Annotated in this window: 16 protein-coding genes; 5 read left to right on the forward strand and 11 right to left on the reverse strand. The window is 72.6% G+C overall.

What is annotated here, in order from left to right:
- Positions 1-178: 178 nt before the first annotated feature.
- Complete coding sequence (locus ACPYO4_RS09545) at positions 179-3,178, reverse strand: metallophosphoesterase (RefSeq protein ID WP_425708996.1); 3,000 nt, start codon at positions 3,176-3,178, stop codon at positions 179-181.
- A 313-nt stretch (positions 3,179-3,491) separates the two neighbouring features.
- Here ACPYO4_RS09545 and ACPYO4_RS09550 point away from each other — a divergent pair, with 313 nt between their 5' ends.
- Positions 3,492-4,736, forward strand: a complete 1,245-nt coding sequence (locus ACPYO4_RS09550) for a hypothetical protein (protein WP_425708997.1) — start codon at positions 3,492-3,494, stop codon at positions 4,734-4,736.
- A 176-nt stretch (positions 4,737-4,912) separates the two neighbouring features.
- Here the strand turns inward: ACPYO4_RS09550 and ACPYO4_RS09555 are convergent, their stop codons facing one another.
- On the reverse strand, positions 4,913-5,674 hold the full coding sequence (locus ACPYO4_RS09555; protein WP_425708998.1) for a transglycosylase family protein: 762 nt from the start codon (positions 5,672-5,674) through the stop codon (positions 4,913-4,915).
- 613 nt (positions 5,675-6,287) lie between these two features.
- Between ACPYO4_RS09555 and ACPYO4_RS09560 the strand changes: the two genes are divergently transcribed.
- Positions 6,288-7,286 carry a dihydroxyacetone kinase subunit DhaK gene (locus ACPYO4_RS09560; RefSeq protein WP_425708999.1) on the forward strand — a complete coding sequence of 333 codons (999 nt, stop codon included), beginning with the start codon at positions 6,288-6,290 and terminating at the stop codon, positions 7,284-7,286.
- A gap of 3 nt (positions 7,287-7,289) precedes the next feature.
- Complete coding sequence (dhaL, locus tag ACPYO4_RS09565; RefSeq protein WP_425709000.1) at positions 7,290-7,922, forward strand: dihydroxyacetone kinase subunit DhaL; 633 nt, start codon at positions 7,290-7,292, stop codon at positions 7,920-7,922.
- Positions 7,923-8,008: 86 nt separating this feature from the next.
- Here the strand turns inward: dhaL and map are convergent, their stop codons facing one another.
- From map to ACPYO4_RS09610, 9 genes are all read right to left on the reverse strand, one after another.
- The gene (gene map, locus ACPYO4_RS09570) at positions 8,009-8,776 is read right to left on the reverse strand and encodes a type I methionyl aminopeptidase (protein WP_425709001.1); all 768 of its coding nucleotides are present in this window, start codon (positions 8,774-8,776) and stop codon (positions 8,009-8,011) included.
- A gap of 12 nt (positions 8,777-8,788) precedes the next feature.
- Positions 8,789-9,832, reverse strand: a complete 1,044-nt coding sequence (locus ACPYO4_RS09575; protein ID WP_425709002.1) for a zinc-binding dehydrogenase — start codon at positions 9,830-9,832, stop codon at positions 8,789-8,791.
- A 185-nt stretch (positions 9,833-10,017) separates the two neighbouring features.
- Entirely contained in the window at positions 10,018-10,677 is a 660-nt protein-coding gene (gene deoC, locus ACPYO4_RS09580) for a deoxyribose-phosphate aldolase (RefSeq protein WP_425709003.1), read from the reverse strand.
- Positions 10,674-11,672 (reverse strand): sugar-binding transcriptional regulator, encoded by a 999-nt coding sequence (locus ACPYO4_RS09585; protein WP_425709004.1) that lies wholly within the window; start codon positions 11,670-11,672, stop codon positions 10,674-10,676. Before ACPYO4_RS09585 ends, deoC begins: the two co-directional genes overlap by 4 nt.
- Before the next feature lie 51 nt (positions 11,673-11,723).
- A complete protein-coding gene (locus ACPYO4_RS09590; RefSeq protein WP_425709005.1) occupies positions 11,724-12,770 on the reverse strand; it encodes a galactitol-1-phosphate 5-dehydrogenase in 1,047 nt (348 codons plus the stop codon).
- Positions 12,771-12,844: 74 nt separating this feature from the next.
- A complete protein-coding gene (locus tag ACPYO4_RS09595; protein ID WP_425709006.1) occupies positions 12,845-14,395 on the reverse strand; it encodes an FGGY-family carbohydrate kinase in 1,551 nt (516 codons plus the stop codon).
- A 178-nt stretch (positions 14,396-14,573) separates the two neighbouring features.
- Positions 14,574-15,500 (reverse strand): sugar ABC transporter permease, encoded by a 927-nt coding sequence (locus ACPYO4_RS09600; protein WP_425709007.1) that lies wholly within the window; start codon positions 15,498-15,500, stop codon positions 14,574-14,576.
- On the reverse strand, positions 15,500-17,125 hold the full coding sequence (locus tag ACPYO4_RS09605) for an ABC transporter permease subunit (RefSeq protein WP_425709008.1): 1,626 nt from the start codon (positions 17,123-17,125) through the stop codon (positions 15,500-15,502). Before ACPYO4_RS09605 ends, ACPYO4_RS09600 begins: the two co-directional genes overlap by 1 nt.
- Positions 17,126-17,399: 274 nt before the next feature.
- Entirely contained in the window at positions 17,400-18,758 is a 1,359-nt protein-coding gene (locus ACPYO4_RS09610) for a sugar ABC transporter substrate-binding protein (RefSeq protein ID WP_425709009.1), read from the reverse strand.
- Between the two features lie 258 nt (positions 18,759-19,016).
- Here ACPYO4_RS09610 and ACPYO4_RS09615 point away from each other — a divergent pair, with 258 nt between their 5' ends.
- Together ACPYO4_RS09615 and ACPYO4_RS09620 are read left to right on the forward strand one after the other, a co-directional pair.
- Complete coding sequence (locus ACPYO4_RS09615) at positions 19,017-20,138, forward strand: LacI family DNA-binding transcriptional regulator (RefSeq protein WP_425709010.1); 1,122 nt, start codon at positions 19,017-19,019, stop codon at positions 20,136-20,138.
- Positions 20,135-22,015 carry a glycoside hydrolase family 13 protein gene (locus ACPYO4_RS09620; protein ID WP_425709011.1) on the forward strand — a complete coding sequence of 627 codons (1,881 nt, stop codon included), beginning with the start codon at positions 20,135-20,137 and terminating at the stop codon, positions 22,013-22,015. Before ACPYO4_RS09615 ends, ACPYO4_RS09620 begins: the two co-directional genes overlap by 4 nt.
- Positions 22,016-22,155 lie beyond the last annotated feature (140 nt).

Genomic DNA, 22,155 nt, shown 5'->3' on the forward strand with positions numbered 1-22,155 from the left:
GAGCATCGCGACGACGACGGGCGGGCCCCGCACCCCATCAGGGTGCGGGGCCCGCCCGACAGGTGAGCGCCGCCCGGACCTCGGTCCGGGCGACGCTCACCGGCGGAGCAGAACTCCGCTCACTCGTGGAGCAGAGCAGAGGTCCGCTCACTCGCCGATGATCGGCATCAGGTTCTGGTCAGCGGCGGACTCCGAGGGTGTCGGAGCCGTCGCCGTCCCAGTCACCGACGTACACCTCGTCGCCGGCCCGGCCGTACCGGACCTCGGTGTCGGCCACCGTGGAGGTCAGCGAGTTCGACACCAGGTAGAGGTTCCCGCGGCGCACGGCGAAGGTGTCGACCGCGTCGCCGTCCCAGTCACCAACCAGCACGTCATCACCGGCCCGGCCGTAGTCCAGCTCGACGTCCGCCCAGCCCGTGCTGAGCGAGTTCGAGACGAAGTAGGTGTTGCCGCGGCGGACGGTGAAGGTGTCGACGGCGTCGCCGTCATAGTCCCCGACCAGCACGGTGTCGTCGGCGCGGCCGTAGTCCAGCACCGCATCCGCGTTCCCACCGGTCAGGGAGTTCGACAGGAAGTAGCTGTTCCCACGACGCACCGCGAACGAATCCGCGCCGTCCCCGTCCCAGTCACCCACCAGCACCGCATCGTCCGCACGCCCGTAGGTCAGCTCGACCTCCGCCGCACCGCCATACAGCGAGTTGGACAGGAAGTAGGCGTTACCCCGACGCACGGCCAGCGTGTCGGACCCGTCGCCGTCCCAGTCACCGACCAGCACCTCATCACCCGGACGACCGAAGCTGAACTCGTGATCGGCCCAGATCCCCCACCCGTCGTTCAGGTAGAACCCACGCCCCGGTGACGGCGGCACCGGCTCAGGCTCCGGCTCGGGGTCCGGACGAGGCTCACCCGGCTCCTCGTCGTCGCCCGGCACCGTCACCTGGCCGGCCACGGCCTCCGAGCGACGCTCGCCGAACCCGTGGGTGAGGCCGAACTCGTGGGTGCCGGTCGCCGTCGGGTCCGCGAGGGCACCCTCGAGGGTCCAGGAACCGTCCTCCGCCACGACGGCCTCACCGGTGACCGCGCCGGTGGCGACGACGGTCGCGCCCGGCTGCCCGGTGCCAGTGAGCGCCGGGAGGACGCCGTCGGCGCCGGACTCGAGCTCCGCCGTCGGGGCCGTGAAGGCCTCGACCTCCGGGCGGTCGATGAGCCACTCGCCGGGCTCGGTGGCGCGGTCGATGACGCGGACCTCACCGACGCCGCCGTGCCAGCCGGCCCCGACCTCGTCGTCGCTCAGGGCGGCGCCGATCATCCACGGGTAGCCCTCCTCGAAGGACATGCCGTTGCCGTCGCTGATGTTGCGCAGGATCGGCATGCCGTCCACGTACATCGTCACCGAACCGTCCTCGGGGTCGTTGACCATCGCGAGGTGGTACCAGTCGTCGGAGGTGATCTCGCCGGACCATGCGGTGCGGTCGCCGGTGGTGGGGTCCTCGGGGACGACCGTCCACTGGAACTCGCGCAGGTTGGAGAAGCCGATCGACGCCGGCGAGTCGGTGTAGTCCCAGATCTGCGCCATGTCCGGGATGCGGGAGCGGTTGCCGGAGCGGGCCAGCGCGCGGGTCCACGCGTTCTCCTCGGCGGTCCACTCCTCCGAGATGTTGATGAACGCCTCGATCGTGTAGCCGTCGTCGAACTCGACGTTGGTCACGGGCACGCCGTGCTCGGTGCTGAAGTAGCTGAACCGGTCGTCGCTGTTGGACGAGTTGTCGAAGCAGATGCCGCTCGCGGAGGAGGAGAAGGCGTGTCCCTCGCACAGGGAGACGTCCGCCTCCTGCGCCGTCGGGGAGGTGTCGATCGGACCGCGGGTCATCGCCTGGTCCTCACGGATGACGTCGGGCAGGATCGCGCCCTCGGGAAGCACCTCCCCGATCTCCGCGTCGACGAGGTTCGGCCGCCAGTGCGCGACCGTCCCCTCGGTGCGCACGAAGTCCTCGGTGGAGCCCGGAACCGCACGGTCGACCGGCGGCACGCCCTCGAAGCCGTCGAGGATGAGGCTGCGGGCGCGCTCCGTGAGCGAGGTGTCCTCGCCGTCGCCCGGCTCCCAGTCCGGGTTGAAGCCGGAGAACCGCTCGGCGAAGTCGATGTCGACCGTGTACTCCTCGTTGGGAGCGTCGAGCATCGGGCGGTCGTGGACGGTCAGGTCCTCGGGGTCCTTGCCGACGACCCACGGCGAGGGCGCCGACACGTGGATCGCGTCGCTCTCCAGGTCGAACTCGAGCAGGCCCAGGTAGCCGTTGCCGCCCTCGTAGTGCATCTGCCAGTCCTGGAGGATCTGGATGACCCCGTTGCCGTTGTCGTTCTCCACCACCCGGTGCGTCGACCCGTGGTTGTGGCCCGAGAGCGTGAGGAAGATCTGGTCGTTGTCACGGATCAGCCCGTCCCACAGCCGCTCCCCGTTCCCGCCCGTCACAGCGGTCACGCCGTCCGAGTCGACGCCGAGGATCTCGTGCGAGACGAGGATCGTCGGGAGCGTGGGGTGCTCCGCCATGACCTGGTCGGCCCACTCGAGCGTCTCGTCCGAGGTGCGCCAGGCGAGCGAGAGCACGAGGTACTCCTGCCCCTCGGCCTCGAAGACGTGGTACTCGCTGAAGCCGGTGGCGTCGCGGCCCGAGTCCGGGGACTGCGCGGCCGAGCGCTCCGGGGAGAACCACTGCAGGTAAGGCTCGTCGGGACTCAGCTCGGTGTCGTTCGACCTCGAGTCGGTGAGGTCGTGGTTGCCGGGCAGCACCGAGTACGGAAGGCCGGCGTCTTCGAGCACCTGGTGGGCAGCGTCCGGCGTCTCCCACTCGCGCTCGACGCCCGCACGGTCGACGACGTCGCCCACGTGCGTGACGAACGGGATGTTGAGCTCGTCGCGCACCTCGGCGAGCCACTCGGTCTGCGCCTGGTACGGGTTGCTGCCGTAGCGCGGCTCGAACTGGTCGGCCGCGTAGCGGGAGTAGAACTGGGTGTCCGGCAGGTTGGCGAGCGTCCAGCGGGACCCCTCCGCCGCCTGGTCGTTCTCGTCGGTCTGATCGTCCTGTGCCGCCGGGTCCGGGGGCGCCGGCTGCGCGAGCGCAGGTGCGGCGAGCGTCGCGGCGAGAGCGGCGGCGAGCATTCCGGCCGCCGCGGTGGACATTCTTCGAGCTCGTGCGCGCACGACTCTCCTCTTCCTCGCGTTCAGGGGGATGGTGGGTGCGCCGAGGGCGCATCCCTGCGGAGCAGACCAGCGCCCGGTGAACGGTGGCTGGATCTCCGGCGGCCGCCAGGTGAATCGCAGCCGCCGGTGCCGGGATCGCTCATCTGCGGGTACGCCGTGATGTCCGAGCACGACGGGCATGCCGGCGGCTGCTCGCTCGCCGGGCAGAACCACGCTCGCTCGCCGGGCAGAACCGCCCTCTCGCGCCGTGTGGGCTTGGTGGGCCGCCCGGGCGGGGCCACAATGTCCGTCTATGGCTCTCGCGACGATCACCACCGACGCCGCCACGACCGGTTCGCGCGCCACGCGGATGCTCCACCGCAGGCCGACGGACCCGCTGCCGTGGTGGTCGACGGCCGCGGTCTACGAGACCGCCGAGGTCCGCACGGTCGACGCCCTCGACGACGTCGCCGCTCACGTGCCGCACGTCGCCTCGCTCGGGTGCGACGCGCTCCTGCTCACGGCCCCCGAGCTCGATCCCCGGCACCCGCTGGTCGCCGAGGCGGTGGCCGCCGTGGTCCGCCGCGCGCACCGTCGCGCGCTGAAGGTCGTGGCCTCGGTGCTGCCGATCGAGATCTCGGACACGAGCGCCTCCCACCTCGCGCGGGTGGAGCGCTGGCTCGCCCTCGGGGTGGACGGGATCGACCTGGGCATCGCACGCGGCACCACCGACGCCCGCGCGCTCGGCCTGGACGAGCGGGAGACCGCCTCAGCCGGCGCACCCGCGCCCCGGACCTTGCTGCGCCACCCCCGCGGAGCGACCCCCGGTGCCTTGCACGCGGTCGTCGCCGAGCACGACGGCGCGCTCACCGGCGGCGTCCGGGCCCTCTCCCTCGAGGCCTACGCCGAGGTCCTGCACGAGGACTGGCTCCACGCCACGCGGGACGACCGGCTCGCGCGCACCGGCTGGGACACGGCCGCGATGGGTGAGGCGCTCACCGGGGTCTTCGGCGTCCACGAGCCGCTCGGCGCACGCCCGGCCTGGGCCCTGGCCACCGGTCGCGCCGCGGCCCCACCCCCGACCTGGGCCCACGCGCGCGACGCAGCCGAGAGCGCCCGGCGGGTCCGCTCCATGACGGCGCTGACGCTCATGCTGCCCGGTGCGGTGTACCTGCGTCAGGGCGTCGAGCTCGACCCGGACGACTCCCCCGCCGGCGGCTCCGCCGAAGCGGGTAGCTCGACCGGATCGCTCGGGGACCTGGTGGCGGCCCTCGCGCCCGTGCGGCACCAGGACGACTCGACCTACGAGCGCCTGCGCGCGTGGCTACGGCTGCGCCGCGAGCTGGGCACGGCGTCGGGCTACCTCGGGCTGCGCGACGTCGACACCGACGCGTTGGTGCTCGTGCTCGACTCCCGTCACCTCGTGCTCGCGCTCGGTCCGGATCCGGTCGAGCTCCCGCCCAACGCGCACGTCACCCACGCGTCGGCCGACGTGCGCGACGTCGACGGGGGGCATGTCCTCGAACCCGGCACGGCCGCACTTCTCCGCCTCGGCTGACGCGGCTCCTCGCCCGGAGGCCGAGACGGCTCGGACCGCCCACGCCGCCCGGCCCGCCCAGGCCGCCCACACGGAGGGAACAGCCGGGGAGAGCTGCCGGCGAGGGCAGCCGGAGACACGCGAAGGGCGGGCGAAGGACCCGTCAGGTCCTCCGCCCGCCCTCGGCTCCGCCCGCGTTACTCGGCGGGAAGGACGAGCTCCTGGCCGACGTGGAGCAGGTCGGGGTGGGCGACCGTGTCCTGGTTGACGGCGTAGATGCCCTGCCAGCCGCTCTCGATGCCGTGCGCCTCGGCGATGTCGAACAGGGTGTCGCCCGCGACGACCGTGTAGGTCTCGTCGGACGGCGCCACGTCGGGCAGCGCCGGAGCGGGCTCGGCCTGCTCCTGCGGGGCGGGCTGGGCCGGTGCCTGCTGCTGCGGAGCCGGCTCGGCCTGCGGTGCCTGCTCCTGCGGGGCGGGCTGGGCCGGTGCCTGCTGCTGCGGAGCGGCCTCGGCCTGCGGTGCCTGCTCGGCCGGTGCCTGCTCCTGGGGCGCCGGCTCGGGCGCGGGCGTGTCGCGAGGCTCCGCCTCGCCGGTGGCCCCGATCTGTGCGGAGCACGCCGGCCATGCGCCCCAGCCCTGTGTGGCCAGCACGTTCTCCGCGACGCGGATCTGCTCGGCGCGCGACGCGTCGGCCGGGTTCCCGGTCCCGCCGTTCGCCTCCCAGGTCGACTGGAGGAACTGGAGGCCGCCGTAGTAGCCGTTGCCGGTGTTGATCGACCAGTCGCCGCCCGACTCGCACTCGGCGAGAGCGTCCCAGGTGGCGTCGTCAGCCGCGTTCGCGGCCGTCGGCATGAGCATCGCCCCGGCGAAGGCCGCGGCACCCGCGGTGGTCATCAGTCCGCCGCGCAGGAATCGCTTCGATCGCCGTGCGCCGCTGGTGGTGGTCTGCTGCTGCATCACACTGAACTCCACGGCCCCGTCCCGGGATGCGCCGTCGACGCGCCCGACCGCCCGACCGGATCAGATCGATTCCATGTCACGAAGGACTCGCGGGGCGGATGCGACGGCCGTCCTTCGCAGTTCAAGGTCCCGACGCTACCCGCACATCACGAAATGGCAACAGTCGGCCGGCAGCTCCACGCGCACCCGGTCCGGGGCCTCGGACACGTGCCGCGACAGCAGGTCCGCCCGCTGCCGGTCCGCGGGGCGCAGCGCCGTCGGCCCTCGAAACGGCGCGGTGGCGCGGCGTATGCCGGTCCGGCCGCCCCCTGCCTGCTGCGCCCCCGCCCGCTCCCCGAGGCACTCGTGCGGTCCGGTCGAGCGAGTTTCCGTGAGGATGAGCACGCCTGTGCCCGTCCACCGCGAATACCACCCGCCCCACTCCGCTCAGATGAGCATCTCTTCCCGGCCCACTGCACCGCCCCTCTCCCCCGGACAGCACCCCGCGTAGGCTCAGACTCGCAGCGCACGGCGCTGAGAACTTCTCACATCGCGGTGAGCACGCGCTCATCGGGGTCGGTCCCCTCGCCCCCGTCGACGCCGCCTCCGCACGACGACGACGAGGTGTGGAATGACCAAGGCGAAGAAGATCATCAACGACCCGGAGAACCTGGTCGACGAGGTGCTCGACGGGCTCGTGCTCGCCTCGCACGGGTCCCTCACGCGCGCTCCCGGCTCCCGGGTGCTCGTGCGCGACTCGATCGAGGACGGCAAGGTCGGGCTCGTCATCGGCGGCGGCTCGGGGCACGAGCCGATGTACACGGCCTACGTCGGCGAGGGACTCGCCGACGCGAGCGTGGCCGGCAACGTGTTCGCCGCCCCCGCGCCGCAGCACGTCCAGGAGGCCATCGCGGCCGCCGACCGCGGCAAGGGCGTCCTCCTGCTGTACGGGAACTACGCCGGCGACGTCCTCAACTTCGACATGGGTGCCGAGCTCGCCGAGGACGACGACGAGATCGACACCCGCACGGTCCTCGTCAACGACGACGTCGCCACCGACGACCCGGACACCCGCCGCGGCATCGGCGGCGCCTTCTACGTCGTCAAGATCGCAGGCGCGGCGTGCGCACAGGCGGACTCACTGGAGGAGGCCGAGGCGCTCGTCGTCAGGGCCCAGCAGGCCACGCGCACGCTCGGGGTGGCCGTCCGTGCCGGCTCCCTGCCGGAGACCGGCGAGCCGACGTTCGAGCTCGGCGACGACGAGATCGAGATCGGCCTGGGCATGCACGGCGAGATGGGCGTCGAGCGCTCGGCGATGATGACCGCCGACGAGCTCACCGAGAAGATGGTCGACAAGCTGGTCGCGGACCTGCCCTTCTCCTCCGGCGACCGCGTCGCCCTGCTCGTCAACAACCTCGGGGCGACCACGCTCATGGAGCTCCTCGTGGTCAACCGCAGGGCCCGTCAGCTCCTCGAGGACAAGGGCATCGAGGTCGTGCGCACCGACGTCGGCTCGTACTTCACCTCCCAGGAGATGGCCGGCTTCTCGCTGACCCTCCTGCGGCTCGACGACGACCTCGAGCGTCTCCTGGCCGCGCCCTGCCGCTCGCTGCCCTACTCGCAGGCCTGAGCGATGGCGGACCAGCTGACGACTGCCGAGGTGACGGCCGTGCTCACCGCCGCGTGCGACGCGATCGTCGCGGCGAAGGACCGGCTCACCCAGGCGGACCAGGCCATCGGCGACGGCGACCACGGCGTCGGCATGGCGCGCGGGTTCACGGCCGGGAAGCAGGCCCTGGCCGAGGCCTCGCCCGGCTCCGCGGGCGAGGCGTTCAAGGCCGTGGGCTCCGCGGTGCTCGCCACGAGCGGCGGGGCCTCGGGCGCGATCTTCGGCACCCTGTTCCGGGCACCGGCCAAGGTCCTCGACGGCGACACCCTCGACGCCGAGGGGTTCGCCTCGGCGCTCGAGGCCGGTGCCGAGCAGGTGATGCGCCGCGGCAAGGCGCAGGTCGGGCAGAAGACGATGCTCGACGCGCTCGTGCCCGCCGCCGAGGCCGCCCGCTCGGCGGTCCCGGACGGGCTCACGGCGACCGCGCGCGCCGCGGCCGACGCCGCCGCGGAGGGCGTGGAGCGCTCCGCCGAGCTCGTCTCCGGGTTCGGCAAGTCGAAGTCGCTGGGCGAGCGCAGCGTCGGCCATCCGGACCCGGGCGCGATCTCGGTGTCCGTGCTGCTGGCAGCGATGGCGGACGCGATCGACGCGAGCTGACCCTGAGGAGCACGACGCCGGGGGGCGAGGTCCGTACGGACCTCGCCCCCCGGCGTCGTGCGGGCCCGTTCTTCCGGCCGGACGGATCAGGGCAGCGTGAGGATCTCGGCGCCGTGGTCGGTGATGGCGATCGTGTGCTCGGTGTGCGCGGTGCGGCAGCCGGTGGCGCTGCGCAGCGTCCAGCCGTCGTCGTCCATCGCGAGCTCGTCGGTGTCGGTCATCACCCACGGCTCGAGCGCGAGCATGAGGCCGGGCCGCAGCGGGAAGCCGCGGCCGGGCCGGCCGGTGTTCGGCACGTGCGGGTCCTGGTGCATGGTGCTGCCGATCCCGTGGCCGCCGAACTGGGTGTTGACGGGGTACCCGGCGTCGGACAGGACGGTACCGATCGCGTGCGAGAGGTCACCGATCCGCTGCCCGGGGCCCGCCGCGGCGATGCCGGCGTCGAGCGCGCGCCGCGTGGCGTCGATGAGGCGTTCGCTCTCGGGGTCGGTCGACTCCCCGACGACGAAGCTGATCGCCGCGTCCGCCGCCACGCCGTCCTTGAGGACCGCGAGGTCGAGGGTGAGCAGGTCGCCGTCGGCGAGGACCTGGTCGTGGGGCAGGCCGTGGAGCACAGCGTCGTTGACGGCGGTGCAGATGTGGTGGCCGAACGGGCCACGCCCGAAGGACGGCGCGTAGTCGACGTAGCAGGACGTCGCGCCGGCCATCGCGATGAGGTCGCGCGCCCACTCGTCGATCTCGAGGAGGTTCGTGCCCGGCACGGTCCGTTCCCGGACGGCGCCGAGGATCCCGGCGACGATCGCGCCGGTCACCCGGCCGCGGGCGATCTCTGGGGGTGTGAGGATCTCGATCATGTGCTCGCGATCCTACGGCTCAAGCACGAGCTTGAGGCTCTCCCCCGCCGCCGCACGGGCGAACCCGGCGGGCGCGTCGGCCAGCGGCACGCGGTCGGTGATGAGGCGGCGGAAGCGCCGCGGGTCGGAGGACACGATCTTCAGGGCCTCCGCGTTGTCCTCGGGCGTGTTCGCGGTGGACCCGGTGACGATCAGCTCGCGGTAGTGGACGAGGTTGGCGTCGAGGGCGATCTCACCCTTCCCCGAGGGCAGGCCGGCGAAGAAGTTCACCCGCCCGCCGACGGCGGCGGCGCGCAGGGCGTCGCCGAAGACCTCGGCCACCGGGGTGGCGACGACCACGCAGTCCGCGCCACGACCGCCCGTCAGCTCGAGCACGCGCTCGGTGAGGTCCTCGGCGCGCGGGTCGACGGTGTCGTCGGCGCCGAGGGCGGCGGCCAGCTCCCGGCGCGGCGCGGACGTCTGGCTGACGATGATGCGCTCGGCCCCGCGCATCCGCGCCAGCAGCACGGTGGTGAGCCCGATCGGGCCGGCGCCGCAGACGAGCACCGTGTCGCCCGGTCCGGGGTCGAGGGGGCGCAGGCCCCGCACGACGGCGGCGACGGGCTCGGTCATGACGACCTCGACCGGCTCGAGGCCCGCGTCGACCACGAGGACGTTGCCGGCCGCCACGCCGCGCGCCGGCACGCGGACGACCTCGGCGAACCCGCCGTCGAAGGTGAGGCCGACGCCGGCGTAGTCCGTGCACAGGTTGCTGCGGCCGCCCGCGCAGGCGTGGCAGGTCCCGCACCCGACGTTCGGGGCGAGGGCGACGAGCGTCCCGGGGGCGAACCGGTCGTCGCCGGAGCGGTTCTCCCGGACGTGGCCGACGACCTCGTGCCCCGGGACGCGCACCGTGCCGGGCGGGAAGAGCCGGTGCTGCCCGCGGGCGATCTTCAGGTCCGTCCCACACACACCGGTGGCGGCGACGTCGATCGTCACCTCGCCGTCGTCGGCGACCGGGACGGGCCGCTCGACGAGCCGCAGCTCGCCGTCAGACTGGAACTCGTAGGCCAGCATGCGCTCATCCTCTCGCGGCCCTACGGCCGTGGTGACCGGCGACGCCGGGACGCCGCCTGTCGTCGGGCCCCCGACGCCGTGACGCCGCCAGTCGTCGAGCCGGCGACGCCGTGGTACGCCGGTTGGTCGGCCGTCCGGCCGCCGCGTTCCTCGCAGCGGCCAAACAGCCCGTCGTGGGGTCCGGGTCAGGCGTCCAGTCCGTCGAGGACGGCCGCGGTGCCGGACAGGCCGAGGCGCGTGGCGCCGGCCTCGATCATCGCCAGGGCCTTCTCCGTGTCGCGGATCCCGCCGGAGGCCTTGACGCCGAGGCGTCCGCCCACCGTGCGCGCCATGAGCTCGACGGCGTGGGTCGTGGCCCCGCCGCTGGAGTGGAAGCCGGTGGACGTCTTGACGAAGTCGGCGCCGGCGCGCTCGGCGGCCTCGCAGACGGCGACGATCTGCTCGTCGTCCAGCGCGCCGGACTCGATGATGACCTTGAGGACCACGCCCGGGGCGGCGTCCCGGACCGCCCGGATCTCGGCCTCGGTCTCGTCGTAGCGGCCCGTGAGCGCGAGGGCGAGGTTGATGACCATGTCGATCTCGTCGACCCCGTCGGCCGCGGAGCGGGCGGCCTCGGCCGCCTTCACCTCGGCGGCGTGGGCGCCGGAGGGGAAGCCGCACACGACGGCGACCTTGAGGCCGGCGGGCACCTCGAGCGGGACGAGGTTCGGCGACACGCACACGGAGTAGGCGCCGAGCTCGGCGGCGTCGCGGACGAGGGCGGCGACGTCGTCGGGAGTGGACTCGGGCTTGAGCAGCGTGTGGTCGACGAGCTGGGCGACCTCGGCGCGGGTACGGGTGGTCATGACGTGCTCCTTGTCGTTCGGGATGGTCGTGGGGGTTCGGGTGGCAGGGAGGCGAGCAGGCCGGCGGCGAGGTCCTCGTCGGTGACGAGGATCTTGCACAGGCCGTTGGTGACGGCTGCGAGCGCGGCCGGGGTCTTGGCGACGCCGGCCGCGACGGCGATCGGCAGCCGGGACGCGCGCACCTCGTCGAGCGTGAGCCCGACCGTACGCGCGTCGATCGCCGGGTCCGCCGGGCGGCCCCGGGAGTCGATGAACCGGCCGAGCACGTCGCCGACGGCGCCCTGGGCGACGAGACGCTCGACCTCGGCCGCGCTGAGGTAGCCGGCCTCCACGAGGACGGACGTGCCGACCGGCTCACCGAGGGAGAACAGGAGCGCGTCGGCCTCCCGCGCCTGGTCGAGGACCCGCCTGAGCGAGGCGTCGCCCATGAGCGTGGCGGCCAGGTCCGGCGACTCGACGATCGCCGGGGCCTGGAGGAACACGGCCGTGCCCCGTGCCTGGCGGGCAAGCTCGGCGACGACCTGCCCGGGGTTGCTCGCCCCGGGCAGGGGCAGGCCGGCGTTCGCCTGCACCACCACCGTGCCGTCGGACCACGACGGCGGGATCTGCTCGGCGAGGTCGATCATCGTGCGCCCCCAGGACACCGCGAGCGTGCCCGGGGACTCCTTGAGGTCGGCGAGCAGCTCGCCGGCGGCACCGGCGACCCGGGCGCGCGTGGCGACCGGGTCGCGCTCGGGCGGGACGACGACGGCGGCGGTGAGGCCGGTGCGCGAGACGAGCTCGGACTCCAGGGCGTGCGAGCGCGCCCGTGGATGCACGATCTCGATCCGGACGATGCCGGTGCGGCGCGCCTCCTGCAGGAGGCGGCCGACCTGCCAGCGGGTGAGGTGAAGCCGTTCGGCCACCTCCTGCTGGGTCAGCTCCTGCTCGTGGTAGAGCGTGGCCACCCGCAGCAGGAGCAGGTCGCGCTCCTCGTCACCGCTGCGCACCGGCACCGTGCCTCCCCGTCGTCGTCGTCCTCGTCCGCGTCCGTGGTCCTGCCGGGCTCACAGCCCGTGCGGCAGGAACAGCACCTTCGAGCTGTGGATCGTGCGGTTGTACATCGCCTCGATCGTCTCGCCGACCTTCTCCAGCGGGAGCTCGTGGGTGATCATGAACTCCCACTTGAGCAGGCCCTGGTGCATGGCCTCGACCGTGGTCGTCCACTCGGTGCCCGGGAACGGCGCCGAGAACGAGTTCCACGAGCCCAGGATGTTGATCTCGAGGCGCATCATGCGCGCCCAGTTCGTGTCGCTGATCGTCACGTCGGCGTTGGGGATGCCGATGAGCACGACCTCGCCGTGGCGTCCGGCCAGGCCGACGGCCTGGTTCTCGGCGATCGGGTTGCCGGAGCACTCGACGACGATGTCGTAGCCGAGCCCGGCAGCCTCGGCGGCCTGCTCCGGGGTGGTGGCCGTGGCGGTGGCCCCGGCCTCGCGGGCGAGCTCCGCCTTCTCCGGGGAGACGTCGACGGCGAGGACGTCGAGCGCGCCGCCGAGACGTGCCCACTGGATGGCGAACAGGCCGATCGGGCCCCCCGCGCCGACGACGGCGACCCGCTTGCCCGGCGCGAGCTTCGTCCGCAGCAGAGCGTGCAGGGCGATCGCCGACGGGTCCACCATCGCCGCGGCCCGCGGGTCGAGGTCCGAGGGCACCTTGAGCAGGAGCCGCGCCGGGCCCGCGACGTACTCGGCGTAGGCGCCGTGGCGGCGCGAGCCGTAGTAGTCGTAGTCCTCGCACAGGCTGTAGTGGCCGGCCACGCAGGGAGCGCACTCGAAGCAGGGCAGCATCGGCGGGACCGTGACGAGGTCGCCGACGGCCACCTCGGTGACACCCTCGCCGAGCTCCTCGACCCACGCGGAGAACTCGTGGCCGCAGATCAGGGGGAGCTTGTGCGCCCCCTTCTTGAACATGCGGTCCAGGTCGGACCCGCACACGCCGCACGCGGCGACCTTGAGGAGGGCCTCGCCGGGTCCCGGGGTGGGCTTCTCGACCTCCTCCAGGCGTGCGTCGCCGACGGCGTGGAGCTGGACGGCCTTCATCGTCTCGGTCATGTGTGGCTCGGGTTCCCTTCTGGTGGTCGGGCGCTGCCGCGGGCGCGGCGCTGCCGGTGGTTCTGCGGTGGGCGTCAGGCCTCGTCGACGTGACGCGACATCGAGTTGGTCAGCTCCTTCATGGCCTCGTACGTGTCGATGTACGCCTCGAGGTTGTACTGGTAGGCCTCGTGCGCCTCGGTGTCCGGCTCGATGACATCCACGGTGCGGACCATCTCCCGGGCCGCGGTCGGGAGGTCGGCGTGGACGCCGGCGCCGACGGCGGCCATCATCGCGGAGCCGAGCAGGGGCCCCTCGCTCACGTCGGTGAACGTGATCGGCACGTTCGAGACGTCGGCGTGCATCTGCATCCAGAAGCGGCTCTTCGTGGGACCGCCGGAGACGACGACCTCCTGCGGCGGGAAGCCGCCCGCGCGCATGGTGCGGAAGATGTTCTCCGTGCCGAAGCAGATGCCCTCGAGGATCGCGCGGAACATGTGGCCCTCGGTGTGGCCGAGCGTGAGGCCCCAGAACACGCCGCGGGAGCGCGGGTCGGAGTAGGGCGAGCGGTTGCCCTGGAAGTGGTCGAGCAGGACGAGGCCCTCCGAACCGATGGGGACCTCCGCGGCGAGCTCGTCGAGGACCTCGTAGGCGGAGCGGTTCTCCGCCGCCGCGCGGTCGTTCGCCTTGCGGGCGAGGTGGTCGCGGAACCAGGCGACGACGGACCCGGTCGAGACCTGTCCGGCCTCGACGGTCCACTCGCCGGGGATGACGGCGTCGGTGTAGGAGCCCCACAGGCCCTTGGCGTGCAACGGCACCGGGGACTGGCCGATCATCACGTGGCTGGAGCCGGTGATGAGGGCCATCTTGCCGGGCTCGACGACGCCGAGCCCGATCGCTCCGGCGTAGGCGTCGATCGCGCCCTCCGCCACGGGCGTGCCGGCGGCGAGGCCGAGCTCGTCGGCGATCTGCGGGCGCAGGCCGCCCACCGCGGTGCCGACGGGCAGGACCCGCTCCGGGAACTTCTCGAGCAGGTCGGCCGCGCCGACCGCGTCGTAGAGGGACGTGGGCCAGCCCCCGACGGAGGTGTCGTAGAAGTACTTGCCCGCCGCGTGGTTGAGGGACATGGTCCACTCGCCGGTCAGGCGGTGGACGAGCCAGTCCGTGCAGTCCACGAGGAGGTCGGCCTCGGCGAAGATCTCGGGCTCGTTGTTCTTCAGCCACATCGACTTCGGGGTGCCCCACTCGGCGGACACGGCGCCGTGCCCGGAGTACTTCAGGGCCGGGTCGCCGGCCCGGGAGAGCTCCTCGGCCTCGGCGGCGGCCCGGACGTCCATCCACAGCAGGGCGGGTCGCAGGTGGCGGCCGTCCTTGGTGGCGGCCACGAGCGTGGAGCTGGTGGCGTCGACGGAGATGCCCGCGATGGCGTCGGCGGGGACCTTGGCCTCGGCCAGCGCGCCGCGGACGGAGGTGACGATGGACGACCACCACGTGTCGGGGTCCTGCTCGGCGCGGCCGGGCCGCGGGAAGGACGTCTTCCACTCGGTCGAGGCGACGCCCTTGAGCGCGCCGGCGGCGTCGAAGATCCCGGCGCGCGCACCGCCGGTACCCATGTCGATGCCCAGCAGGTAGGGGCCGTCAGTCATCGGGAACTCCCATGTTCTCGGGGGCGCACCGCGTCATCGACTTATCGACGACCGGTGCTCGGGTGCGTTCAGCCTGCCAGCGGCTCGCGCATGCGCGCAAATGCGGCGCGCTGTTCGCTCATCTGAGCACCAGGAGTGCGGGGAGTGCTGGGCCTGCGCCGGCTCGTGTCCCGGCGCGCTACCCCTTGACCGAGCCGGCCGTGAGCCCGCCGACGATGTAGCGCTGAAGGAAGAGGAACAGCAGGAGCACCGGGACCGCCGAGATGACGGCGCCCGCGGCGAACACGCCCCAGTTCTGGTTCGTCAGCGAGGAGACCAGGCCGTACAGCCCGAGCGCGAGGGTCCAGTTCTGCTCGGACTGCAGCACCACGCGGGCGATGACGAAGTCGGAGAACGTGGCGACGAAGGACAGCAGGCCGACGACGGCCAGCACCGGAGAGACCATCCGCAGGATGATCGTCCAGTAGATGCGGGCGTGGCTGGCACCGTCGATCTTGGCCGCCTCGTCGAGCTCCTTGGGGATCGTGTTGAAGAAGCCGTACATGAGGAAGGTGTTCGTGCCCAGCGCCCCGCCGAGGTACACGCAGATGAGCCCGACCCGCGAGTTGAGCCCGAGCGCCGGCACCACCTCGCCGAGCGAGAGCAGGAGGAGGAAGACCGCCACGAACGCGAGGAGCTGGGGGAACATCTGCAGCACGAGCAGGGTGTTGAGGCCGAACCCGTGCCCCCGGAACCGGAACCGGGAGAACGCGTACGCCGCGGCGGCGGCCATGATCACGGTACCGATCGCCGTCGAGAGGCCGACGAACATCGTGTTGCGGAACCAGGTCCAGAACAGCGTGGTGTCGGACAGCTGCGCATAGCTGCCGACGTCGAGGGACGTGAACAGCGAGTTCGAACCGGTCAGCGTCGCGCCCTGCCCGGCGAGGGAGGCCGAGAGCACGTAGACGATGGGGAACGCGGCGTAGACGACGAAGACGATGCCGACGACGTGCCGCACACCGAGCTCGGCGAACCAGCGACCGAAGCCCATGCGGCGCTGCGGGGCGATCTCCTGGCCCTTCCGGTCGACGACCGGGTCGGCGTCGGGGGTCGTGGTGGTCATCAGTTGTACTCCTCGAGCTTGCGGGCCTGTCGGAAGCCGATGACCGAGATCACCGCGACGATGACGAAGATGAGGATCGAGAGCGCGGACGCGAGCCCGTAGTCCTTCTGCGCCCCGCCGTCGATGCCGGCGATGTTGTAGACCATCGAGATGAGGATGTCGGTGTGCCCGACCGGCACGCTCGCGTCGTCCATGCGCGGACCGCCGCCGGTGAGCATGTAGATGAGGTTGAAGTTGTTGAAGTTGAAGGCGAACGAGGCGATGAGCAGCGGGGCCGTCGCCACGAGCACGAGCGGCATCGTGATGGACCGGAAGTGTTGCCACACGCCCGCGCCGTCGATCCGCGCGGCCTCCTTGAGGTCGCCGGGGATGGACTGCAGCGCGGAGGTCGCGATGAGGAACATGTACGGGAAGCCGAGCCAGAGGTTGACGCCGAGGACCGAGAGCTTGGCCAGCCACGGATCGGTGAGCCACGGGATCTCGGCGCCGAGCAGGAGGACGTTGTTGACGAAGCCGAAGCGCTCGTTGAGCAGACCCGACCACAGCAGGGCCGCGAGGAAGCCCGGGAACGCGTACGGGAGGATGAGCAGCGTCCGGTAGATCTTCTGCCCCTTGAGGCGCGGCTCGTTGAGGACGACCGCCAGGAAGAGACCGAGGAGGAAGGTCGTGACCACGGACAGGGCGGCGAACGCGACCGTCCACGCCAGGACCTTGAGCAGCGGGCCGGAGTACCTCGAGTCGGCGAACGCGTCGATGTAGTTCTCGGGGCCGACGAGCACCCGCCAGCCGGGGGTCAGCGCCTCGCCCTCCGCGGAGACGAAGCTGCCCCGGTCGTCCGGCCGGTACTCGACCCCGGACTCGACGTTCGTCACGACGTCGGCGTCCTCGTCGTAGACCAGGCGCGAGGTGGCCTGGAACGCGTTCGAGGCGTCGGTGGTGCGCAGCGACCCGTCGTTCGGGTCGTCCGAGAACGGGATGCGGATCTCGAGGATCTCGGCCTGATGGTCAGAGATCTGGTCGCGCGGGAGGATCTGTGCGCCGGGCACCTCCGTGATCAGGGGACGCGTGGCGTCCAGGTCGACGACGGCGTCCGGCACGTCCTCGAGCTCGCCCTCGTGGACGCCCATCCGTACGGTGCCCGACGCCTCGTCGTAGATCGCCAGCCCGAGACCGTCATCGGTCTCGACGACGACGGCGGGGAACGTCGTCGCGTCCGGGAGCCGTCGCTCGTTCTGCTCGAGCATCCGCTCGATCGCCGTCGGCTTGTCGAGGATGTGGCCGTCGCCGTAGTTCGTCAGCGAGACGTACCCCGTGTAGACGATGGTGAACACCTGGTAGATCGCGAGGAAGATCAGTCCGGGCAGGAGGTACTTCAGCGGGACGACCCGGCGCGAGAAGTACACCCAGTTGACGACGACGAGCACGACGACGGTGCCGCCCAGCAGCCACCAGGACTCGGCACCGACCGCCTGGATGACGATCGTGATACCGAGCGCGTCGACCAGCGCGACGAGCGCGAGCTTGACGAAGAACCAGACGTTGACGTCACCGCCGGCGGCGGGACGGGTGCGGGTGCCGCCGGTGCCGGGCGACGGGGCGGCCACCGGGAGCTCTGTCGCGGTCATGGGGCCCTTTCGGGGACGTGGGCACGACGTCGTGCCGACCTACGGTGCGGAGAGGAGTGCGATGCGCCGTGGGGCGCGAGGTGGGAGCGGCGCCGTGGCGCGCGGGGTGGAAGCGGCGCACCGCATGGAGCGGAGGTGGGAGCGGCGCACCGCGGGGCGCGGGGTGCGAGGTGGAGAGGTGCGAGGTGGGAACGGCGCACCGTAGCGACGCGTGGCGGGCGGGGCCATGCTGCGGGGCGGCGGCAGGTCGGCCGCCGCCCCGCACGGGCAGGGTCTAGCCGGCGTCGATCGCGCCCTGGATGTCGGCCACCATGGTCTCCCAGGCGGCGGCCGGGTCGGCCTCGGCGCCGGAGACGATGCCGGCCTCGGTCACGCCCCAGAACTGCCAGACCTGACCCATCGCGGGCAGTGCGGGCATCGGGGCCGCGTCGGCGCCGACCTCGCGGAAGCCGGCCTGGATCTCGTCCTCCGCCGCGGCGTCGGCCGACGCGGTCAGCGCGGGCAGGCGACCACCGGTCTCGAAGATCGTGGTCTGCGCCTCCTCGGTCGACATGTAGTTGACGAGGAAGTCGTTGGCGTTGAGCGCGTCCGCGGACTGCGCGTTGACGAAGAACGCCTGGACGCCGGCGAACGGCGTGGCGGCCTCGGGACCGGGCGCCGGGATCGGGTCGATCGCGACGTCGATGTCCGCGAAGGACTCGAGCATCCACGGGCCACCGACGATGAAGGGTGACTCGCCGTTGGCGAAGGCCTCGACGGCGACGTCGTAGGTGACGTTCGTGTCGAGGGCGCCCGTGCCGTTCTCGCCCTGCTCGGCGAGCCACTGCGCGAACGCCGCGCCGCCCTCCCCGCCCAGGCCGAGCTCCTCGGTGTACGCGCCCGCGTCGTCGGTCTCGAAGACCGGGGCGCCGAAGGACATCTGGAGCGGGTAGTACGTGTAGGGGTCGCCCTCGGTGCTCGTCTGGATGAGGATCGGGAACTCGGTGCCCGCCTGCTCGCCCGCTGCGAGCGCGTCGTCCCACGTGGCCGGGGCCTCCGGGGCGAGCTCCGTGTTCCGGATGAGCGCGATGTTCTCGATGGCGAACGGCAGCCCGTAGACCTGCTCGTCGTACGTGACGGCATCGATGGCCACCTGCTCGAACACGTCGGCGTTGGTCAGCTCCAGCGGCGCGACGACGCCGTTGACGGTGAGCTCGCCGAGCCAGTCGTGCGCACCGACGGTGATGTCCGGGCCCTCGCCCGTGGGCACCTGCGTGACGAAGTCGGCGCGGATGTCCTCGAAGTTGCGCAGCACGGTCTGGACCTCGATGCCCGTCTCCTCCTCGAACGCCACGGCGGCCTCCTCGACGGCTGCCTGGCGCGTCTCGTCGACCCAGACGACCAGGGTGCCGTCCTCGTTGGGCGTGACCTCGCCGGCCTCGGCGACCTCGTCCCCACCTGCGTCGTCGGAGGACGCCTCGTCGGAGGAGGACTCGCCACCGGCGTCGTCGGAGGACGCCTCGTCGTCGGTTCCGCCGGCGTCCTGGGCGGGCTCCTCCTCGGTACCGGTCGACTCGTCGTCACCGCCTCCGCAGGCGGCGAGGGTGAGGGCCACGGCAGCTGCTGCCGCGAGGGTGGTGATGCTCCGTCGCATCTCGGTCTCCAGGTGTGTGAAGGTGACGGGGATGTCTCCGCGGACGTGCTCATCGCTGCGCACCTCGCGGATCGAGGCACACAGTACGCAGCCGACTGGCGATCTGCAACCACTTGCAGTAACTTTCAGGAATCCAGACGGTGCCGTTGCACCTCTTCCCCACGACCGCGCGAGCGGGACGCTCGACGAGGAGCGCACGATGACCCTCCACCGCCCTCCACGGGGCCTACCGACCACGTCGACGACGGAGAGCGTCGCATGACGCCCCGGACGCGGCTGACCGACGTCGCCGACCAGGCTGCCGTCTCCACCGCGACGGTCTCCCGGGTGCTCAACGGTCGTCCGGGGGTGGCGGAGGCCACCCGGCGCGAGGTGCTCGCCGCCCTCGACGTCCTCGGCTACGAGCGGCCCTCGTCGCTCCGGCAGCGCTCGGCCGGGCTCGTGGGCCTGATCGTCCCCGAGCTCTCGAACCCGATCTTCCCGGCGTTCGCCCAGCAGATCGAGACGCTGCTGAGCAGCTCCGACCTCACGCCGCTGCTGTGCACCCAGTCCCCCGGTGGGACCACCGAGGACGACTACGTCGAGATGCTGCTCGAGCACGGCGTCGACGGGATCGTCTTCGTCTCCGGCCTCCACGCCGACACCTCTGCCGATCCCGCTCGCTACCACCGGCTCGTCGACCGGCGCGTCCCGTTCGTCCTGGTCAACGGGACGAACCCGGACATCTCGGCGCCGGCGTTCGCCGCCGACGACGCCGACGCCATGGATCTGGCCGTGCGGCACCTCGCCGCGCAGGGGCACCGTCGGATCGGCCTGGCGGTCGGTCCGACGCGCTTCGTACCGGTCGCCCGCAAGATCGACGGCTTCCGTGCGGCGGCGGCCCGGTACGTCGACGACCCGGACCCGGCGACGGTCTCGACCCTGTTCACGGTCGAGGGGGGCCGCGCCGCCGGCCTCGAGCTTCTCCAGGCCGGCTGCACCGCCGTCGTCGCGGCGTCGGACCTCATGGCGCTCGGGGTCGTGCGCGCGGTCCGCGCGGCGGGCCTGCGGGTGCCCGAGGACGTGTCGGTGGTGGGCTACGACGACTCGCCGCTCATGGGGTTCAGCGACCCGCCGCTGACGACCATCCGTCAACCGGTGCCGGCGATGTGCCAGGCGGCGGTGTCGACGCTCGTCGCGATGATCCGGGGCGGTTCGCCGAGCGCCGCCGAGCTGACGTTCGTCCCTGAGCTGGTGGTGCGTCGTTCGACCGGCGCGGCTCCGCCGGAGTCGCCGGCCGCGGCGACCGCCTCCCCGTCGCCCGCGTACCCGTCGCCCGCACCGGGCGCCGAGGCCCCACCCGCACCACCGACGAACCCGGCACAGGACGAGGACGGATGACCGACGCAGCCGCACCCCACGACCGCCCGGCGGGCACCCTCCTGCACGCCGCCGGCTCCGGCGGCGGTGACCACTGGTGGCGCGACGCCGTCGTCTACCAGGTCTACCCGCGCTCGTTCGCGGACTCGGACGGCGACGGCATGGGCGACCTGCCGGGGATCACCGCCAGGCTCCAGCACCTGGCGGACCTGGGCGTCGACGCGATCTGGCTCTCGCCCTTCTACCGGTCGCCGCAGAAGGACGCGGGCTACGACGTCGCCGACTACCGCGACGTCGACCCCGTGCTCGGTTCGCTCGACGACGCCGAGATCCTGCTGGTCCGGGCGCACGAGCTCGGGCTGCGGGTGATCGTCGACCTCGTCCCCAACCACACCTCCGACCAGCACTCGTGGTTCCGCGCGGCCCTCGCCGCGGGTCCCGGTTCGCCGGAGCGCGACCGGTACCTCTTCCGGGACGGCAGGGGCGACGACGGCGACCTGCCCCCGAACGACTGGACCTCGGTGTTCGGCGGCATCGCCTGGACCCGCGTGCGCGACCGGACCGACGCCCCGGGCTCCGCGTGGGCCAACGACCCGCAGTGGTACCTCCACCTGTTCGACGGCTCGCAGCCCGACCTCGACTGGGACCACCCGGAGGTCCGCGCGGAGTTCCTCTCGATCCTGCGCTTCTGGCTCGACCGGGGCGTGGACGGGTTCCGGGTCGACGTCGCACACGGCCTGGTCAAGGAGGCGGGGCTGCCCGACTGGCCCTGGCACCTGCGCATGGTCTCGGGCTCCGACGTCGACCCGGCCGACGTCCCGCCCGCGCCGATGTGGGACCGCGACGGCGTCCACGAGATCTACCGGACCTGGCGGCGCGTCCTCGACGAGTACTCCCCCGCGCGCATCCTCGTGGCCGAGGCCTGGGTCGACGACGACGAACGTCTCGCGCGGTACGTGCGGCCCGACGAGATGCACCAGGCGTTCAACTTCCGCTTCCTGTCCACCCGCTACGACTCAGGGTCGTACGCCGCCGCGATCCGGGGGTCGCTCGCCGCGGCGGACCGCGTGGGCGCGCCGTCGACCTGGGTGATGTCCAACCACGACGTCGTGCGGCACGCGAGCCGGCTCGGCCTCGCCCGCGAGGACACGGGCAAGGGGCCGAACGGGATCACGGCGGACGACCCGCAGCCCGACGCCGCCCTGGGGCTGCGCCGCGCCCGCGCGGTCACGCTGGTCATGCTCGCTCTGCCCGGCTCGGCGTACCTCTACCAGGGCGAGGAGCTCGGCCTGCCCGAGCACACCCACCTGCCGGCGCAGGCCCGTCAGGACCCGGCGTACGCGCGCACCGCCGGCGCCGAGGCCGGGCGCGACGGCTGCCGTGTGCCGCTGCCCTGGGAGGCCGACGCACCGGCATTCGGCTTCTCGCCGTCGGGCGCCTCGTGGTTGCCCCAGCCCGAGGAGTTCCGTGCGCTGGCGGCGGACCGGCAGGCGGGCGTGGCCGGCTCGACGCTCGAGCTCTACCGCGAGGCGCTGCGGCTGCGCCGCAAGCTCGGTCTCGGCCGCGCGTCGCTCGAGCTCGTCGACGCCGGTGGGCCGGGAGCGGTCGAGCCCATCGGCGCCGCTGGGCCGGGAGCGGTCGAGATGCCCGCGTCGGGCGGCGCGGAGGGCACGGCCGCCGGCGACCTGGACGGGCTCGACGCCCACGGCGTGCTCGCTCTGATCTCCCGAGGAGCCGACGGCCGGGAGGTCCTCGTCGTGCTCGTCACCGGCGGCGAGCCGGTCCACCTTCCCGAGGGCTGGCGGGTGGTCCTGGCCTCGCAGCCCGGGGCCGGCGAGGACGGGACGGTCCCGGTCGACACCGCCGTCTGGGCGGTGCGGGAGAACAGCGCGGACTGAGTACTGCCGGCTCCGGCACGTCGACGACGCGGTCGGAACGCCGAGGGCGCGGTTCGTCGTCGACGACGCGGTCGGGACGCCGAATGGACCCCCGGCGGGTGTCCACTCGGCGCCCCGACCTGACTCTCGGCGCGTCAACC

It is taken from the genome of Georgenia sp. Z1491, from assembly GCF_049856175.1.
Classification (GTDB): Bacteria; Actinomycetota; Actinomycetes; order Actinomycetales; family Actinomycetaceae; genus JB111.

Coding starts and splice junctions, on each gene's coding strand:
- ACPYO4_RS09555 (WP_425708998.1), bottom strand. CDS start 5,674: ATGCAGCAGCAGACCACCACCAGCGGCGCACGGCGATCGAAGCGATTC.
- ACPYO4_RS09550 (WP_425708997.1), top strand. CDS start 3,492: ATGGCTCTCGCGACGATCACCACCGACGCCGCCACGACCGGTTCGCGC.
- ACPYO4_RS09620 (WP_425709011.1), top strand. CDS start 20,135: ATGACCGACGCAGCCGCACCCCACGACCGCCCGGCGGGCACCCTCCTG.
- deoC (WP_425709003.1), bottom strand. CDS start 10,677: ATGACCACCCGTACCCGCGCCGAGGTCGCCCAGCTCGTCGACCACACG.
- ACPYO4_RS09615 (WP_425709010.1), top strand. CDS start 19,017: ATGACGCCCCGGACGCGGCTGACCGACGTCGCCGACCAGGCTGCCGTC.
- ACPYO4_RS09575 (WP_425709002.1), bottom strand. CDS start 9,832: ATGCTGGCCTACGAGTTCCAGTCTGACGGCGAGCTGCGGCTCGTCGAG.
- ACPYO4_RS09590 (WP_425709005.1), bottom strand. CDS start 12,770: ATGACCGAGACGATGAAGGCCGTCCAGCTCCACGCCGTCGGCGACGCA.
- ACPYO4_RS09605 (WP_425709008.1), bottom strand. CDS start 17,125: ATGACCGCGACAGAGCTCCCGGTGGCCGCCCCGTCGCCCGGCACCGGC.
- dhaL (WP_425709000.1), top strand. CDS start 7,290: ATGGCGGACCAGCTGACGACTGCCGAGGTGACGGCCGTGCTCACCGCC.
- ACPYO4_RS09600 (WP_425709007.1), bottom strand. CDS start 15,500: ATGACCACCACGACCCCCGACGCCGACCCGGTCGTCGACCGGAAGGGC.
- ACPYO4_RS09545 (WP_425708996.1), bottom strand. CDS start 3,178: ATGTCCACCGCGGCGGCCGGAATGCTCGCCGCCGCTCTCGCCGCGACG.
- map (WP_425709001.1), bottom strand. CDS start 8,776: ATGATCGAGATCCTCACACCCCCAGAGATCGCCCGCGGCCGGGTGACC.
- ACPYO4_RS09595 (WP_425709006.1), bottom strand. CDS start 14,395: ATGACTGACGGCCCCTACCTGCTGGGCATCGACATGGGTACCGGCGGT.
- ACPYO4_RS09610 (WP_425709009.1), bottom strand. CDS start 18,758: ATGCGACGGAGCATCACCACCCTCGCGGCAGCAGCTGCCGTGGCCCTC.
- ACPYO4_RS09560 (WP_425708999.1), top strand. CDS start 6,288: ATGACCAAGGCGAAGAAGATCATCAACGACCCGGAGAACCTGGTCGAC.